Source organism: Neobacillus paridis, from assembly GCF_016765675.1.
In the GTDB taxonomy this organism is placed as follows: domain Bacteria; phylum Bacillota; class Bacilli; order Bacillales; family Cytobacillaceae; genus Neobacillus; species Neobacillus paridis.
Map to the genome: position 1 here is coordinate 1 of NZ_JAESWB010000408.1, position 15,232 is coordinate 15,232.

Annotated in this window: 14 protein-coding genes, 9 tRNA genes and 1 rRNA gene; 2 read left to right on the forward strand and 22 right to left on the reverse strand. The window is 43.1% G+C overall.

Annotated elements, in window-relative coordinates:
- From JK635_RS23720 to JK635_RS23770, 11 genes are all read right to left on the reverse strand, one after another.
- Positions 1–314 (reverse strand): 16S ribosomal RNA (locus JK635_RS23720); the annotation flags it as partial.
- 122 nt (positions 315–436) lie between these two features.
- Positions 437–510, reverse strand: a tRNA-Gly gene (locus tag JK635_RS23725).
- Positions 511–699: 189 nt separating this feature from the next.
- A tRNA-Pro gene (locus tag JK635_RS23730) sits at positions 700–776 on the reverse strand.
- A gap of 6 nt (positions 777–782) precedes the next feature.
- A tRNA-Arg gene (locus tag JK635_RS23735) sits at positions 783–859 on the reverse strand.
- A gap of 59 nt (positions 860–918) precedes the next feature.
- Positions 919–1,004, reverse strand: a tRNA-Leu gene (locus JK635_RS23740).
- Positions 1,005–1,063: 59 nt separating this feature from the next.
- A tRNA-Leu gene (locus tag JK635_RS23745) sits at positions 1,064–1,148 on the reverse strand.
- An 11-nt stretch (positions 1,149–1,159) separates the two neighbouring features.
- Positions 1,160–1,234, reverse strand: a tRNA-Gln gene (locus JK635_RS23750).
- A 62-nt stretch (positions 1,235–1,296) separates the two neighbouring features.
- Positions 1,297–1,368, reverse strand: a tRNA-Glu gene (locus JK635_RS23755).
- Between the two features lie 16 nt (positions 1,369–1,384).
- A tRNA-Ser gene (locus JK635_RS23760) sits at positions 1,385–1,472 on the reverse strand.
- A gap of 4 nt (positions 1,473–1,476) precedes the next feature.
- Positions 1,477–1,551, reverse strand: a tRNA-Asn gene (locus JK635_RS23765).
- 245 nt (positions 1,552–1,796) lie between these two features.
- Positions 1,797–2,270 (reverse strand): SprT family protein, encoded by a 474-nt coding sequence (locus JK635_RS23770; protein WP_202656421.1) that lies wholly within the window; start codon positions 2,268–2,270, stop codon positions 1,797–1,799.
- 94 nt (positions 2,271–2,364) lie between these two features.
- On the opposite strand from JK635_RS23770, the gene cmpA reads away from it, so the two are divergent.
- Entirely contained in the window at positions 2,365–2,478 is a 114-nt protein-coding gene (gene cmpA / locus JK635_RS23775; RefSeq protein WP_202656422.1) for a cortex morphogenetic protein CmpA, read from the forward strand.
- A gap of 360 nt (positions 2,479–2,838) precedes the next feature.
- Here cmpA and JK635_RS23780 read toward each other — a convergent pair whose 3' ends face one another.
- The 6 genes from JK635_RS23780 to acpS all read right to left on the reverse strand — a co-directional run bounded on the left by JK635_RS23780 (position 2,839) and on the right by acpS (position 8,923).
- A complete protein-coding gene (locus tag JK635_RS23780) occupies positions 2,839–5,010 on the reverse strand; it encodes a Tex family protein (RefSeq protein WP_202656423.1) in 2,172 nt (723 codons plus the stop codon).
- 173 nt (positions 5,011–5,183) lie between these two features.
- A complete protein-coding gene (locus tag JK635_RS23785) occupies positions 5,184–5,534 on the reverse strand; it encodes a type II toxin-antitoxin system PemK/MazF family toxin (RefSeq protein WP_202656424.1) in 351 nt (116 codons plus the stop codon).
- Between the two features lie 4 nt (positions 5,535–5,538).
- Positions 5,539–5,820 carry a CopG family ribbon-helix-helix protein gene (locus JK635_RS23790; RefSeq protein ID WP_199421044.1) on the reverse strand — a complete coding sequence of 94 codons (282 nt, stop codon included), beginning with the start codon at positions 5,818–5,820 and terminating at the stop codon, positions 5,539–5,541.
- A gap of 264 nt (positions 5,821–6,084) precedes the next feature.
- Positions 6,085–7,248 carry an alanine racemase gene (gene alr / locus JK635_RS23795; RefSeq protein WP_202656425.1) on the reverse strand — a complete coding sequence of 388 codons (1,164 nt, stop codon included), beginning with the start codon at positions 7,246–7,248 and terminating at the stop codon, positions 6,085–6,087.
- Between the two features lie 162 nt (positions 7,249–7,410).
- The gene (locus tag JK635_RS23800; protein ID WP_202656426.1) at positions 7,411–8,412 is read right to left on the reverse strand and encodes an outer membrane lipoprotein-sorting protein; all 1,002 of its coding nucleotides are present in this window, start codon (positions 8,410–8,412) and stop codon (positions 7,411–7,413) included.
- 163 nt (positions 8,413–8,575) lie between these two features.
- Complete coding sequence (gene acpS, locus JK635_RS23805; RefSeq protein WP_202656427.1) at positions 8,576–8,923, reverse strand: holo-ACP synthase; 348 nt, start codon at positions 8,921–8,923, stop codon at positions 8,576–8,578.
- 91 nt (positions 8,924–9,014) lie between these two features.
- On the opposite strand from acpS, the gene JK635_RS23810 reads away from it, so the two are divergent.
- On the forward strand, positions 9,015–9,593 hold the full coding sequence (locus tag JK635_RS23810) for a rhomboid family intramembrane serine protease (protein ID WP_202656428.1): 579 nt from the start codon (positions 9,015–9,017) through the stop codon (positions 9,591–9,593).
- Positions 9,594–9,709: 116 nt separating this feature from the next.
- On the opposite strand, the gene JK635_RS23815 is transcribed toward JK635_RS23810, so the two are convergent.
- From JK635_RS23815 to JK635_RS23835, 5 genes are all read right to left on the reverse strand, one after another.
- Positions 9,710–11,152 (reverse strand): PH domain-containing protein, encoded by a 1,443-nt coding sequence (locus JK635_RS23815; RefSeq protein ID WP_202656429.1) that lies wholly within the window; start codon positions 11,150–11,152, stop codon positions 9,710–9,712.
- A complete protein-coding gene (locus JK635_RS23820) occupies positions 11,145–11,624 on the reverse strand; it encodes a PH domain-containing protein (protein ID WP_202656430.1) in 480 nt (159 codons plus the stop codon). Before JK635_RS23820 ends, JK635_RS23815 begins: the two co-directional genes overlap by 8 nt.
- Positions 11,625–11,825: 201 nt before the next feature.
- The gene (gene cshA / locus JK635_RS23825) at positions 11,826–13,298 is read right to left on the reverse strand and encodes a degradosome RNA helicase CshA (protein WP_202656431.1); all 1,473 of its coding nucleotides are present in this window, start codon (positions 13,296–13,298) and stop codon (positions 11,826–11,828) included.
- A 288-nt stretch (positions 13,299–13,586) separates the two neighbouring features.
- Positions 13,587–13,763 carry a hypothetical protein gene (locus tag JK635_RS23830; RefSeq protein WP_202656432.1) on the reverse strand — a complete coding sequence of 59 codons (177 nt, stop codon included), beginning with the start codon at positions 13,761–13,763 and terminating at the stop codon, positions 13,587–13,589.
- A 53-nt stretch (positions 13,764–13,816) separates the two neighbouring features.
- The gene (locus JK635_RS23835) at positions 13,817–15,196 is read right to left on the reverse strand and encodes a UDP-N-acetylmuramoyl-tripeptide--D-alanyl-D-alanine ligase (RefSeq protein ID WP_202656433.1); all 1,380 of its coding nucleotides are present in this window, start codon (positions 15,194–15,196) and stop codon (positions 13,817–13,819) included.
- Positions 15,197–15,232: the final 36 nt, after the last annotated feature.

The following is a 15,232-nucleotide window of genomic DNA, read 5'->3' on the forward strand; positions in this document are numbered from 1 at the left end:
GATCACCCTCTCAGGTCGGCTACGCATCGTCGCCTTGGTGAGCCGTTACCTCACCAACTAGCTAATGCGCCGCGGGCCCATCTGTAAGTGACAGCTTGCGCCGTCTTTTAGCTTATCTACATGTGTAGATAAGAATCATCCGGTATTAGCTCCGGTTTCCCGAAGTTATCCCAGTCTTACAGGCAGGTTGCCCACGTGTTACTCACCCGTCCGCCGCTAACCTCGAGGAGCAAGCTCCTCTTGATTCGCTCGACTTGCATGTATTAGGCACGCCGCCAGCGTTCGTCCTGAGCCAGGATCAAACTCTCCAATAAAGTTGAGTTGAAATAGCTCATAAAATTTAACGTTGGCTTCATTTCAATAAAGAAATGAATGATTATTGTTTGTTGACGTTTTTGTTTGTTTAGTTTTCAAAGAACCATCCAACTAATTAAAGTGGAGCGGGTGATGGGAATCGAACCCACAACAACAGCTTGGAAGGCTGTGGTTTTACCACTAAACTACACCCGCATATAATAATAATTTACTAACCACATTTTGCTTACGAATCTTCATGCCTCTTCCTCTTCAAGTTTAATCAAGGATGTTTTATGCGTCGAGGCAACTCGAAGTGAATCCATAGGTGCTTTTGCTCATGGCTGTGGTTTTACCACTAAACTACACCCGCATACATTATAAGATGAGGTTGATTATTTTGAATGGTCGGGAAAACAGGATTCGAACCTGCGACCCCTTGGTCCCAAACCAAGTGCTCTACCAAGCTGAGCTATTTCCCGTTAATATGGCGCGCCCGATAGGAGTCGAACCCATAACCTTCTGATCCGTAGTCAGACGCTCTATCCAATTGAGCTACGGGCGCGTTTTTAATAACCAACTTTTAAATAATATCACAAGCACATTGGTTTGTCAATGTTTTTTTGGTGCGGCCGAGAGGACTTGAACCTCCACGGTGTTGCCACCACTAGGCCCTCAACCTAGCGCGTCTGCCATTCCGCCACGACCGCATTATCAACGACGAGATTCATCTTAGCAGATATATTTCTATATTTCAAGAGGTAAATTCTGGTGCGGGTGAAGGGAGTCGAACCCCCACGCCTTGCGGCGCCAGATCCTAAGTCTGGTGCGTCTGCCAATTCCGCCACACCCGCATTTTTTGAAATGGCTGGGCTAGCAGGATTCGAACCTGCGAATGACGGAGTCAAAGTCCGTTGCCTTACCGCTTGGCTATAGCCCAACAATAATAAATTATTATGGAAAGAAACAGGAAATGGACTAAACCTCATCTCCCATTTCTGATGACCCCTACGGGATTCGAACCCGTGTTACCGCCGTGAAAGGGCGGTGTCTTAACCGCTTGACCAAGGGGCCGAAAATGTTTATTAAACGGAGAAGGAGGGATTTGAACCCTCGCGCCGCTTACGCGACCTACACCCTTAGCAGGGGCGCCTCTTCAGCCACTTGAGTACTTCCCCTATATGGCTCCGCAGGTAGGATTCGAACCTACGACCGATCGGTTAACAGCCGATAGCTCTACCACTGAGCTACTGCGGAAAAATAAAATGTATTCCATACTCATTGCATAAATTGTGTCCCCGCCTCAGTATGCTTATTCAAGCAGCGTCTCGGCGTGTACAACTCGCAGCTTTTCCACGACGCTTTGCTCGTCTTTACCACTGAGCTATTGCGGAATAAAACTAAAAAATAAGGCAGATGCCTTATCGACTCTTTACATTATAATGACGGGAGAAGTTAAAGTCAATAAGATTTATAGTAGAAATAAATGGAACGGAGCATATTTATTTTAGAATAACTTCCTTCACTTTTGCTAATTTGCCCCTGCACCTTCCGCAAACAAATCTGCTCGTGTTGATACTTCTTTTTCTCTGATAGGTAAGATGGCAATTGGTACATTGATAGACGAGAAATTTTTTCACGGGACGTTTTGCTTTGGCTTCCGGGAGCTGATTACAAAAACGGGGTGCACCTACTTTTTTTAATAACTGCTTAAAATCCTTATCACGGTGTTGGTGTCCTTTTCCTTCAAGATGAAGATGGTAATGACATAATTCGTGCTTAATGATCCCGATTAATTCCTTATGGCCAAGCTGCTCTAGATATCTCTTATTTATTTCTATATTATGGGTTCCCAGAAGATAGCGGCCCCCGGTGGTTCTTAATCTGGTGTTAAAAACTGCCCTATGCTTAAATGGCTTGCCGAATGAATCGATGGATATCTTTTCAACTAATAATTGCAGTTCTACATCATTCAATTTTCCGCTCCCTCGCTTCTGTAAGAACGTGACAACCTATTATAGCATATATTATTTATACACTTAATGAAAATCCACTTTGGGAGGTTTCATTATGCCGACTTGGTTTCAAAACCAAATGAAAAGAGCCTTTTTTGAAAAAAACCGCCATCAGATCAAATTATTAAACCAATGTTGGTTTTTTTACAGAAAAAAACACTGCTCATAATAAAAGCGAAAGCGCCTTCGGAACAAGCACAGCTTGTTCCTGCGAAGCTTATTCTCTCAGTAGCTTTCCTTAGTGGTTAGCCCCGACATAGGAAGACTTATCGACTGGCAAGCGAAGCGCAGCCAAAGATTAGTCTTCCTTAGTGCGAACGAAGTAGCCAAGCAAATGCACTTCTACCCTAAAAGTCCCCCTCTTAACTTTTTGGGAGAAGATTATTTGACCTCAAGCGCCTTGGATAATTCTGATGAGCAAAAGGGGAGCTGGCCCAGGGGCTGCTTTAGTCTTCTTGCAGTTTGATTTTAGAACCAAAGAAGTCCCAGGCGCTTTCACTATATTAAAAAACAGTGTTTTTTCTTTTGATCAGGACGGTTGCAACATTGTTAGGGCCACGCGTCCTTTTTTCATATCGACAGAATCAACCCAGACTGTGACAACGTCTCCCACGGAAACGATGTCCATTGGATGCTTTACAAAGCGTTTGCTAAGCTTGGAGATGTGAACAAGCCCATCCTGCTTTACTCCGATATCGATAAATGCACCAAAGTCGACTACATTTCGGACCGTTCCCTGCAGTTCCATCCCCGGTTTCAAATCCTCCAGTTTTAAAACATCTTTTTTCAACAGTGGACGAGGCAGGTCATCACGCGGATCTCTTTCCGGCCTCATTAATGCATCGACGATGTCTTTTAGAGTTAATTCACCTATGGCCAACTCTACAGATACAGCCTTTAAGTCGAGTCCATTTAAAGCATTTTTCAACTCTTCCGTTCCTAGATCTGCCGTGGTAAAACCTAGGTTCGTTAAAAGTTTCTTAACCTCATCATAGTTTTCCGGGTGAATTGCGGTACGGTCTAACGGTTCTTGCCCATCAAGCACCCTGAGGAAACCAATTGCCTGTTCATACGTTTTAGCTCCAAGCCGAGGGACCTTCTTTAACTGTGCCCTGCTGGTGAATTTTCCTTCCTCCTCCCGCAGCTTGACGACATTATTTGCAGCCGTCTTGGTCAGCCCGGAAACATATTGCAGCAATGATGCGGAAGCAGTATTGACATTAACACCAACCTGGTTAACTGCCGTTTCCACAACAAAATGTAACGATTCAGAAAGCCGTTTTTGCGATACGTCATGCTGATATTGTCCGACTCCTACCGATTTTGGATCAATTTTGACTAATTCAGCCAGCGGGTCCTGCAGGCGGCGGGCAATCGAAACGGCACTTCTTTCCTCAACATGCAAATCCGGAAACTCTTCACGTGCCAAATCCGATGCGGAATACACACTAGCGCCAGCTTCATTTACGATAATATAGAAAATTTCTTCATCCATTTCTTTTAAAATATCCGCAACAAATTGCTCTGTTTCCCTCGAGGCCGTGCCGTTTCCAATGGCACACATTTCTACTTTGTAATCTCGCAGGATTTTGATTAATTTTTCACGAGCTTCCTTCGTTTTTGAAACAGGGGGATGCGGATAAATTACATCAATTTTGAGTACTTTTCCAGTTTCATCGACGACAGCCAGCTTGCAGCCAGTCCGATAAGCAGGGTCCACTCCTAAAACCATTTTCCCTTTTAGCGGCGGTTGTAAAAGCAAATTCCTTAGATTTTCGGAAAAAATATGTATCGCTTGTTCTTCCGCCTTTTCAGTTAATTCGTTACGGATCTCCCGCTCGATTGAAGGCTGAATTAATCGTTTATAGCCGTCTTCAATTGCTTCTTGAACAATTGCGGTCGCAGGAGTATTTTCTTTTTTTACCCATTTTCTGGTTAGATAAGAAAGAATGAAGTCAACATTCATTTTGATCGATACTCTGAGAATGTCTTCTTTTTCACCACGATTCAAGGCCAAAATGCGGTGAGGAACAATTTTACTTACCGGTTCTTCATACTCATAGTACATTTCGTAGACATTTTTTTCATCCTTCTCCGCATCCTTAACCGCAGAGACGACGGAACCAGATTTAAATGTTTCGCGGCGAATCCACTTGCGGCCGTCCGCATCATCAGACACCATTTCGGCAATGATATCCCGCGCCCCGGCAATGGCATCATCGACAGTGAGCACTTCTTTTTCATCGGACAAAAATTCTTTTGCCTTCTCTTCAACGCTCTCGGTTGAAAAAGTAAGCAGCCACTCCGCCAATGGTTCGAGACCTTTTTCTTTGGCAACCGTTGCCTTTGTCCGTCGCTTTTGTTTATAAGGACGGTATAAATCTTCGACCTCTTGCAGCTTCTCCGCTTTGACGATTGTCCGTTGCAGTTCTTCGGTTAATTTCCCTTGCTCAGCAATAATTCGTAATACTTCTTCTTTTCGCTGATCAAGGTTTTGGAGATATTGCCATCGTTCTAAAATGTTACGGATTTGAACTTCATCAAGAGCGCCGGTCATTTCTTTGCGGTAGCGGGCAATAAAGGGAACTGTATTACCCTCATTTGTTAATGAAATGACACTCTTCACCTGTTTGGGGGATATTCCTTGTTCAGCGGCGATTTTGCCGATATGTTGATCCTCTTTTACGATTGTTTCAGTCACACAGATAAACCTCCATTCCTTTCCTCTTATTTTATCAGAATAACGGGGGTATTTTCATTAACACAAGTCCGTCAAAAAGAAAAAGCAAGCTTTTTCAGCTTGCTCAAGCAGTTGAAGGCAGAAAAATATGTACGAAAAAACGCTCTTTTTTCTTAAAAGAGCGTGTCATTTCCCTAGAATTCGATGAGACCTAGACTCACTTGTAAGGCTTCATCCACTTTCTCCATCATTTCCTCATCGAGATGGGTAATTTTATCGGTTAATCGCTGTTTATCGATTGTACGAATTTGCTCCAACAGGATGACGGAATCTCGTTCAAATCCGTAGCGTTTTGCATCAATTTCAACATGAGTAGGTAGCTTCGCTTTTTGAATTTGAGCAGTAATCGCTGCAATAATAACTGTGGGACTAAACCGATTCCCGATATCGTTTTGGATGACAAGAACAGGACGGACACCGCCTTGTTCAGAACCAACAACTGGGGATAGGTCCGCGAAATATACGTCACCACGCTTGACAATCAAAGGTTTAACCTCCGCTTACAAGACGTTCAACGGTATGCTCTGCCTCATATTCTGCCTGAAATGCTTCTGATGCGATTCTTAGATTGATTTTAGCCATTTCCATGTATCCACGTCTCATGGATTCGCGAATTTGTCTCTGTTTTCGTTCGCGTAAATACATTTTTGTTGCCTGGTAGATAAATTCACTGCGGTTTACATTTTCTTGTTGAACAAAACCATCAAGTTCTGTTAACAAATGTTGTGGTAATTTCACCAAGATCTCCGTAGTTGCGCTGGATTCAGACACAAACATACACCTCCACCATCACTACACACCATTTTTAAAAAAACAGAATTATATCCATAAAACTGCCCATGCCATCATAACTGCCCATAAAAGGGCTACCATCGGCATGTTATCATTTATCTATACCATAATTTATAATAACATTATTCTTCCTTCGTGCATAGTCTAAATATAATCCCTACTGTATTATAAGCCAATTGGACATTCTTTTATGCACGATTTACACGCAATCTCATCAATATGTTAAATATTCTCTAATAGAACTCACGAATTAAGCAGATAATTGTTTATAGCGACTATCTTTCCGTCCTTTTTATAGATCCTTGGAACCCGGGCGGCTATGATACACGGTACTTCATAATTGATTGTTTCCAGCTTAGCAGCTATTTCATTAACGGAGATAAATTGATTCCCCTGGGTGCCAATCAATGTCACTTCTGTTCCACGCGGAAAATATTCCGGGAGGCGCACCATGCATTGATCCATACATATTCTGCCGACAATTGGAGCCCGTACGCCTCCGACTAACACTTCCTGGCCTGAAAGTTTACGGATCCAGCCATCGGCATAGCCAATTGGAAGCGTACCAATCCACTCATCCCCTTGACTTTCATAGGTTGCTCCATAGCTAACCTTATCCCCCTTGTGCAGCTTTTTGACATTGACAAGCCTTGTTTTCAATGAAAAAGCTTCGTGCAAAGGAAAGGGGATTTCTTTTTCCATTTCCAGTGACGGGGTTAACCCATACATGGCTATCCCCAGCCGGATGGTGTTAAAATAAGCCTTCTTAAAACGGATCGTGGCAGCACTATTGCTGGTATGAACATATTGAGGACGCTGGGACAACTGGCCAAGCATTTTTTCAAAAAAGGCTAATTGCTGATTGAAATAGGTGGTATCGAGTTCATCAGCTGTGGCAAAGTGAGTAAAGATGCCTTCAAATACCAACCGTTTATCCCTTGATACAAACTGCTCAATGGCTGTTAATTCCTCACTGCTCCGTACGCCAATTCTCCCCATGCCTGAATCTACCTTAATATGAAGCAACAGACGGTCGCTGTCAGACAAATATTTTTGCGCCTCCTGAAGCCATTCCTGTTGAAAAACAGTCAGGGTGATATGCTTATCGGCTGCCGTCCGGACATCTTCCGGACGAGAGGCACCTAATACCAGAATCGGGGCGGTGATTCCTTTGTTCCTTAAGGCAATCGCTTCGTCAAGAAAAGCCACTGCTAAGTAAACTGCTCCGGCCTCTAAGGCAGCCTGGGCCACTTGAACATCACCATGGCCATAGGCATTTGCTTTTACCACGGCAATGACGTTTATTTCCTTTGGAACGTGTTTCTTTACTGCAGCAACATTCTTACGTATTGAATCTAAATCCACTTCTACCCATGTATCACGGTAAAAAGTTCCTTGCGCTTCCATGGTTTCACTTCCTGTTTTATTAAATGAACATTCCCATTCTACCACTAACACAAAAATTCTAAAAGTTGGAGTGAATCCTGCATGCCAGTATGTTTTGCTATCGTTTGCACGGCCTTTTTCAGAAAAAACAGACCCCGGCTCGAGGTCTGTAATTCATCTTGATTATTTTACTTCTTCGGCTTGGACAGATTGGGCAACTTCAATCATTTCTTTTTTTGATAAATTTTTTGAAGCAATCATATAGTCAACGCCATCATGGGACCAAGTGATTGAATGTTTTGTTACTGCTCCGATCGTAAAGCCTAGATCAACAAGATTGCCTTCAACAAAGGTCGTAGAGGCTTCCTTGACCTTTACTTTTTCCTGAACAAGTGTATAGGATTTCTTGCCATCATAGGTTAGAACCACACGTTTGCCATTATCAAGGGCAATTTCTTGTTCATCCTGTAGCTTCGTACCTTCTAGTTCATATGTTGGATACTTTACAATAAAGTCTGCGTTACCGCTGTCGGCCATCGCCGGTAAACCAAGCTGGGCACGAGTCATATTTTTTTCCATTTTAAAATCGTCTTTGTTAAAGCTTGCCTTAAATTTCATCTTTTCAAACTCGACCGTCACAAGAGCATTGCGGTCCGGATCCATCACCTTTACGCTGGCCGGGGATAAATCTTTTTTATTCAACTTAATCTCTTGAAACGGAAGCATTGAATTATTTTGATAGCGGGTCTTCGTTTCGAATATATAATGATCTTTTGTTTCGGCAAATTTAGCTTCTTTGTCGGCAACAATATCCTTAATCAACGACTCGTACAGATAAGCCTGGCTGCTGTTTTGCGGCCAATCGCTTTGGAATTTAAAGCTTTTATTTAAAGCCGGAGTTAGCACAAATACACCTTGATTATTCCGTAAAATCATTTGGCTTTGGTCTTTTTCCGTATTTTTCAAATTAACACGATAAAAAGTTGGATCCTTATGCCAGATTTCCACATTATAAACTTGCGATTCTGCTCCCATTTTCAGCGTCATTTTGGCATCCACTTTATAGCTCGTTAGGTCCTTTTCCTTTAACTCCTTCACCACATCATCTTGTGATTTCGAGCCACAGGCAGCGAGAATTAAGATGGCCATCAGCCCGGTCATGAGCAGCATGAATTTTTTTCTCATTCCTTCAACCCCTTCTTGTCTCATTTCGTATGATTTTGAGAAGAGAAAGGCAGGGATCAGGCTTCAAACTAACCGTTGCTGACCTTGTCTCTCCTATTCCATACGAATATATGAGACAACCCCGGGGAATATGCGCTGGAGCTAGACAATTCTTAAAGTAAAATTAATCCTCAATAATTACTTGGGCCACGCAATAATCGCGGCTGTGTGAGATGGATACATGTGCTTGACCCGCAGGTCTGACGATAAACGGCTTGCCTAAATGATCTGTTTCAATTTCAATGTCTAAAAACGACAGTTCTCTTCCGATTCCGGTCCCAGCTGCTTTGGCGTATGCTTCTTTGGCAGCGAATCTGCCTGCTAAAAACTCCGTCCTTCTTGCTGCAGATAGTTCTTCAAATTGCCGCTTTTCATTTACAGTTAACACTCTGTCAACAAATTTTTGCTGTCGGGATAACAACTCCTTAACTCGAGAGAGCTCAATAATATCAATGCCAATCCCTTGAATCATGTCCATCTTCCTTCTATAACATTATTTGTTAGCATAATAGTGTAAAAGAACAACAATCTGTTTATGATGATAGTGAGAGGGGGTCCTTCCTTTGTTTACCAGAACCGAAAGCTTGCAAGATTTTCTTCGCTTATACCCGATCGTTTCATTGATAGTCGCCATTCATCTTGGCTTATATTTATTAACCATTTTACCGATTTTTCCAAACTATTGGTTTTATGAACATTTTTCCGGCGTGAATCTTTATATAATGGAGGGCGAAATTTGGCGCCTGATTACGCCGACGTTTATGCATACCAGCTTTTCGCATATGCTGTTTAACAGTTTTTCGCTGGTCTTATTTGGTCCGGCATTAGAGCGGCTTCTCGGCGGGAGCAAATTTTTATTCATTTATCTGGCCTCTGGTGTCATTGCCAATATCGCTACGGTGATGCTTGAACCGCTCAGCTATACACATGTCGGCTCGAGCGGTGCCATTTTCGGTCTGTTTGGTTACTATATTGCAATGATTGTGTTTCAAAAAAATAGGCTCTCCAAGGAAAACTCACAAATTATTATTACCTTATGTATCGTTAGTCTCATTATGACCTTTATCCAGCCAAATATAAATATTACCGCGCATCTTTTTGGCTTATTAGGAGGTTTTCTCCTCGGCTATTTTTTTAAATGAAACTTGCCGATTGGCGAATCCGTTAGGGTGACTTATGAGGCGTAGTTGAATTTATGCGACATAGGGAAATTGGTGAAATTTTCTATTAGCCCCAAAATGGGGAGACCCCTTGCCAATCAGCTGGAGAGCTCCCTCTGTCTTTCTCTTGAGTACCATTGATATACCTTTTGAATGTCGCTTCTTTCAAGATCAACTACCGCTATCCAGGAATCACCTGCACCTGACTTCACAAATGCCTCCAGTGTTCCAAGTCCTTGCCTCTGTTGAAAATAACTTTCCCGTAATTTCAAGCTTTGAATCCTTTTCCTTGGCATGAACACAGTCGTCCTGTTAATGGTCCGGCTGCGCAGGCACAGCTGCTGCTGTTCCAAGCTCCAACCGGCATCGTTATATTTTAAAATGGCCCACCAGGTTCCCACAACAAGAATGATCAGCGAAAAGAAGCCCCAGGTTTGGAAGAAGAAGATCGCTGCCGCGACGATCGGCAAGACAATGTACCAGATTCGCAGGATATAGCGCCGCCTCGCTCTTTTTGGAGCAGAACTTAAAGCAGGCTCCAATTGATAGTCCGGCAATGGTTCCTTTAACAACGAAGCTATTTCCTTCACTCTGACAATTGGCAGTAAAATAACCTTGGACTCTTCCTCATTTGCCGTTGAACCGCCCGCACTCACAATGGAAACGGTGGCATAGCCAAGCATTTGCCGGATTATATTCTCGCTAATTCGAATCGCTTGAATCCGCTTTAACGGGATCGTAATTTGTTTTTTCTCAAGCAGACCTTGGGAAATGATAAGATCTTTTTCCGTTTTAATCACGTTAAAATTTGCATATTTCAACATCGTTACGGCTAAAGAAATAACCCAAGCCAGAAAAAAACCAATAAACACAAGAAAAGCCAGGGCAATAATGTTATGGACGGCCCATTTCTCCAAATCGCCAAAAATCTTCTTATAGGGTATAAAGTCATCGAGCTGTGACAAAAAGGCGATAGCTGCAGAAATCACAACACCAACTCCACCTGATGTTAACGAAAGAATCATTAATTCAGGAACCGATATCGAAAAAACGATTTGTCCTTCAGGTTCATCTTTTAACTCATGGTTTTCACCTGTTTTTGCGACCGTGACATATTGCTGAATCAGTTTCGCATCGTCCTTAGAAACTGCCGATAGGACCGCTTCTGCCTCTTCACCACCGCCTGCCGTTTCAATTTGCACCTTAACAAGCCCAAACATTTGCTGCAAAAGCCCCTCTGTGAGGTTAATGCTTTGAATTCGTTCAAAGGGAATGTATCGTTTTTGCCGAACAAACACGCCGTATTCGATGCGAAGCTCATCCTCCTCGAACCTGTATGTATAACGAAGCCAAGAGATGACCCCGATAATGAGGGAAATAATGACAGCAACTAAAGATATAGCCAATGTGATAAGAAGTGATATTTTCCCCTCACTGCCACCCGAGATGATGAGTGCAATCAATGGGAATAATAGCTTTTTTAATCCTTTGCCGGCTGATAAAACAGATGCTATCGGATGAAGCCGCTTTGGTTTAGACATCCTCTTCCGCCACCCTTGCTAACTTGGAAATAAAGAAACGTAATTCCTCGGCCTCCGTCTCCTCTAATGCCGGAATGGTATGGGCAGTGGCGGCTGTATGAACGACTACGGAGGCAAGCTTATATTTTCTTAAAAGAGGACCCTGATTTGTATCAACATGCTGAACCCGGACCATCGGTACTAAAGTCCGTGTTTTGACAAATATCCCCTCCTCCAGTTCAATTTCTTCTTCGCGAACTTCATACCGCCAGCTTTTCCATCTAAGGGTCGGAAAGAGAAAAATATGTAAAACAGGAAAAATAACTGCCAGCACAATCAAAATGATTGATATCCAACCCGGGAGATCAAAAATATGTAATAAAAATACGGCAGCAGCCGTAATCAACCAACCAATTAATGAGGTGATGACACCGGATATCCGCCATACCGTTAATGCTTTCTGTGAAATTCGCTTTTGCGGCTTCGAAATCATTGGTTTTGCCCCTTTCACTGAAACGTTCCACTGTTCAAGTATACAAAAAATTAAGTAAATCGCACCAGCTAATTATGCACAAAATGGCGAATATAAAAAAGAGCATGGACAATTGTTCTATCCATGCTCTTGTTCCATTTATCAACGAGCGGTTCGCACGCTTCTGTCCTACTATCATCAGAACGCTTTCTTGTTTTTTAATTAATGATTATAGCTTCGTGGTTTTGATGATTTACCGCCGCTTCTTGGTTTGATTGGAGCCTTTTTTCGACGGTCGCTATTGAACCCGCGTGACTCATCTCTTCTTCGACGGTCACGATCAAACGGTTTTTTATCCCGTCTTTGTGGAAGTGGTGCTTCTTCCGTCAATTTCACCGGTGTTGTATCCGGTTCTTTCGTTAACATTTTCAATGCAGCAGCAACTACGGTTGAAGCATCATTCGTTTCCAGCAACTCTTCTGCAGCCGCTTTATAATATTGCAGATTATTGTTATCAATCGACTGTAAAATTTTATCGACGACAGCCCGCTGTTGACCTTCCAGCGCTTCATCAAGGGTCGGCGGCTTCATCCGTTCCATTTTCCGTTTCGTTGTTTTCTCGACAACAAACAGATACGATTTCTCGCGCGGTGTTACAAATGTCATCGCCATGCCGGCTTTTCCAGCACGTCCGGTACGGCCGATGCGGTGAACATAGCTTTCCGGGTCTTGTGGAATATCAAAATTATAGACATGGGTGACACCCGAGATATCCAGCCCCCGAGCTGCCACATCTGTAGCAACCAGAACATCAATGGATCCTTCTTTAAATTTGCGGAGAACTGAAAGCCGTTTTGCCTGGCTTAAATCGCCATGAATTCCTTCGGCAGTGTATCCCCTTAAATTCAACGCTTCTGATAATTCATCTACACGGCGTTTCGTCCGTCCAAACACTATTGCCAGCTCTGGTGCTTGAATATCAAGCAGCCGGGTTAATACATCAAATTTATTTTTTTCCTGTACTTCCAAGTAGTATTGTTCAATGGAAGGAACAGTCATTTCCTTTGTTTTCACACGAACCACTTTAGGGTCCTTCATAAATTTTTCAGCAATCCGCTGAATCGGCGCTGGCATCGTTGCTGAGAATAACAGCGTTTGCCGTTCTTCCGGAATTTCCGCAAGAATCGTTTCGATATCCTCAATAAATCCCATGTTTAGCATTTCATCTGCTTCATCGAGAATAACAGTATGAACATGGTCAAGGCGGATCGTTTTTCTGTTAATATGATCCAGGAGACGTCCTGGTGTCCCGACAATTATATGCGGTGCTTTTTTTAACGAACGAATTTGCCGGCCGATATCCTGACCGCCATAGATTGGCAGGACGCGGACTCTCTTTCCTGCACCAATTTTATAAAGCTCTTCCGATACTTGAATCGCAAGCTCTCGTGTTGGTGCAATGATAATCCCTTGAATGGCTTCGAGTTGTTTATCAACCTTTTCTACTAATGGAATTCCGAAAGCGGCTGTTTTACCTGTTCCTGTCTGTGCCTGGCCGATCACATCATTATTCGCAAGGCTGAGTGGAATGGTTTCTGCCTGAATTGGAGTAGCTTCTTCAAATCCCATGCGGAGGACAGCCTTTAATGTCGCTTGGCTTATTCCTAGTTCTTCAAACTTCGTCAATGTTTTCATTCTCCTTCGTCTATTTGAAAATTATTGTATATATCTAGTGCCGAATCTATTCTCACGATACGGATCTATTCGAATTTACGCAACATCTTTATTTTACCAAAAAAAAGACATTCCTCCAAAGGAGTATGCCTTCATTTCGTCAATTTCTAGACATGCTGAAAATAATCATAACATTTTCATACATATATTGCAATAAAGTGAAATTTAAACCCGCTGGGTCGTACTCCCGTTAAGGCAGGATAAACGGGTTGTCCTGCATTTCGGGGAATGGTGGCCACTTGGTTGGCATTATGCTAATGGAGTATGTTTCTCGCCAATTGGGGTGCGCTTCTCGCCAGTTGGAGTGTGCTTCTCGCCAATTGGCGTGCGCTTTTCGCCAGTTGGAGTGTGTTTCTCGCCAATTGGGGCACTCTTTTCGCCAGTTGGAGTGTATTTCTCGCCAATTGGAATGTGCTCCCCCGCCAATTACAGCATGCTATCCGCCAATTGTTGCTGGAATCCATCCATTACCAATAAGGTTATTCCTTCTGTAATGCTTTGACAACTTCTTCTAACTTCATTCCACGAGATGCTTTAACCAACACGAGCGTGTCTTTATTGACATGCTGCTCTAACTGTTGCACTAAGGCATCTTTATCGAAAAACGCAAACACCCGGTTTGCACCTAAAACTTCTCTTGCAGAATGGGCAATCTGGGCGCCAAGTTTGCCATACGTAAATAGCAAATCAATTTGTTCAGGATTTAAATCGGCACCAATTTTTTGATGATATTGCTCCTCTTCAGGGCCAAGTTCAAGCATATCGCCCAATACGAGGACCTTCCGTTCAAAGCCGTTGAGATTGGCCACCAATTCGATTGCCGCCATCATCGAGGTGGGGCTGGCATTATAGGCATCATTAATAATTTTTTCACCGTGACGTCCTTCCACCAACTCCATCCGCATATTCGTCAGCTTAACCTTCTGGAGCGCCTCGCTGATTTTTGCAAACGGAATGGAAAAATGGCGAGCAATCAACATTGAGGCAAGTGCATTGAGAATATTATGGGTTCCCAAAATGGGCAGTTCAAATGTTTCATTTGCCGCGTTAATTTTAAAACGGTTTCCTTGTTCCAGCTGCGTGATTTCGATTGGATAAAAATCATTATTATCATTTCTGCCAAAGGTTTGCACTTCAATATTGCCTTGATGCTGCTGAATCCTTTCCATTAACAACGGTTCGTCGCCATGAAGGACAGCGAGACCCCCAGGTTTTAGCCCTTGCAAAATCTCAAGTTTGGCCTCGGCAATTGCTTCTCTCGAGCCAAGATCCAGTAAATGAGATTCACCGATATTAGTGATTACAACCGCATCCGGACAGGCAATCTTTGTTAAAAGGGCGATTTCCCCCCGGCCGCTCATCCCCATTTCGAGAACAGCAATTTCCGTGTCCTCTTCCAGACTTAACACCGTTAATGGCAAACCGATATGGTTATTAAAATTCCCTTCCGTCTTTTGGACTTTGTAGGCTGTCGCCAATAAACTTGCCGTCATGTCCTTTGTCGTTGTTTTACCATTACTTCCAGTGATGCCGACAACCTTGAGATTTAATTCGTGACGATATTGCCGGGCCAATTCCTGCAAACTGGCGAGGCAGTCTTCCACAATGATAATCGGCAAATGGCGCGGTGGATTGGGAACATCCTCCTGCCACAGCGCAGCAGCAGCACCTTTGCCAATCGCTTCCTCAACATATTTGTGGCCGTCCACGTGCTCGCCTTTAAAGGGAACAAATAAATTCCCCGGTGCAATTTTTCTGGAATCAATCGTCACTCCGGAAATTTGTATTTGAGAAAATCGGCTTAGATCATTTTTTGCCGAAATTATTTCTGCAATCTGCTGCACAGACCGTTTGATCATGTTCATATCCCTCCTTGTAGATAAGAACGGACATGG

Coding starts and splice junctions, on each gene's coding strand:
- cmpA (WP_202656422.1), top strand. CDS start 2,365: ATGCCGACTTGGTTTCAAAACCAAATGAAAAGAGCCTTTTTTGAAAAA.
- alr (WP_202656425.1), bottom strand. CDS start 7,248: ATGGAAGCGCAAGGAACTTTTTACCGTGATACATGGGTAGAAGTGGAT.
- JK635_RS23800 (WP_202656426.1), bottom strand. CDS start 8,412: ATGAGAAAAAAATTCATGCTGCTCATGACCGGGCTGATGGCCATCTTA.
- acpS (WP_202656427.1), bottom strand. CDS start 8,923: ATGATTCAAGGGATTGGCATTGATATTATTGAGCTCTCTCGAGTTAAG.
- JK635_RS23815 (WP_202656429.1), bottom strand. CDS start 11,152: ATGTCTAAACCAAAGCGGCTTCATCCGATAGCATCTGTTTTATCAGCC.
- JK635_RS23820 (WP_202656430.1), bottom strand. CDS start 11,624: ATGATTTCGAAGCCGCAAAAGCGAATTTCACAGAAAGCATTAACGGTA.
- cshA (WP_202656431.1), bottom strand. CDS start 13,298: ATGAAAACATTGACGAAGTTTGAAGAACTAGGAATAAGCCAAGCGACA.
- JK635_RS23835 (WP_202656433.1), bottom strand. CDS start 15,196: ATGATCAAACGGTCTGTGCAGCAGATTGCAGAAATAATTTCGGCAAAA.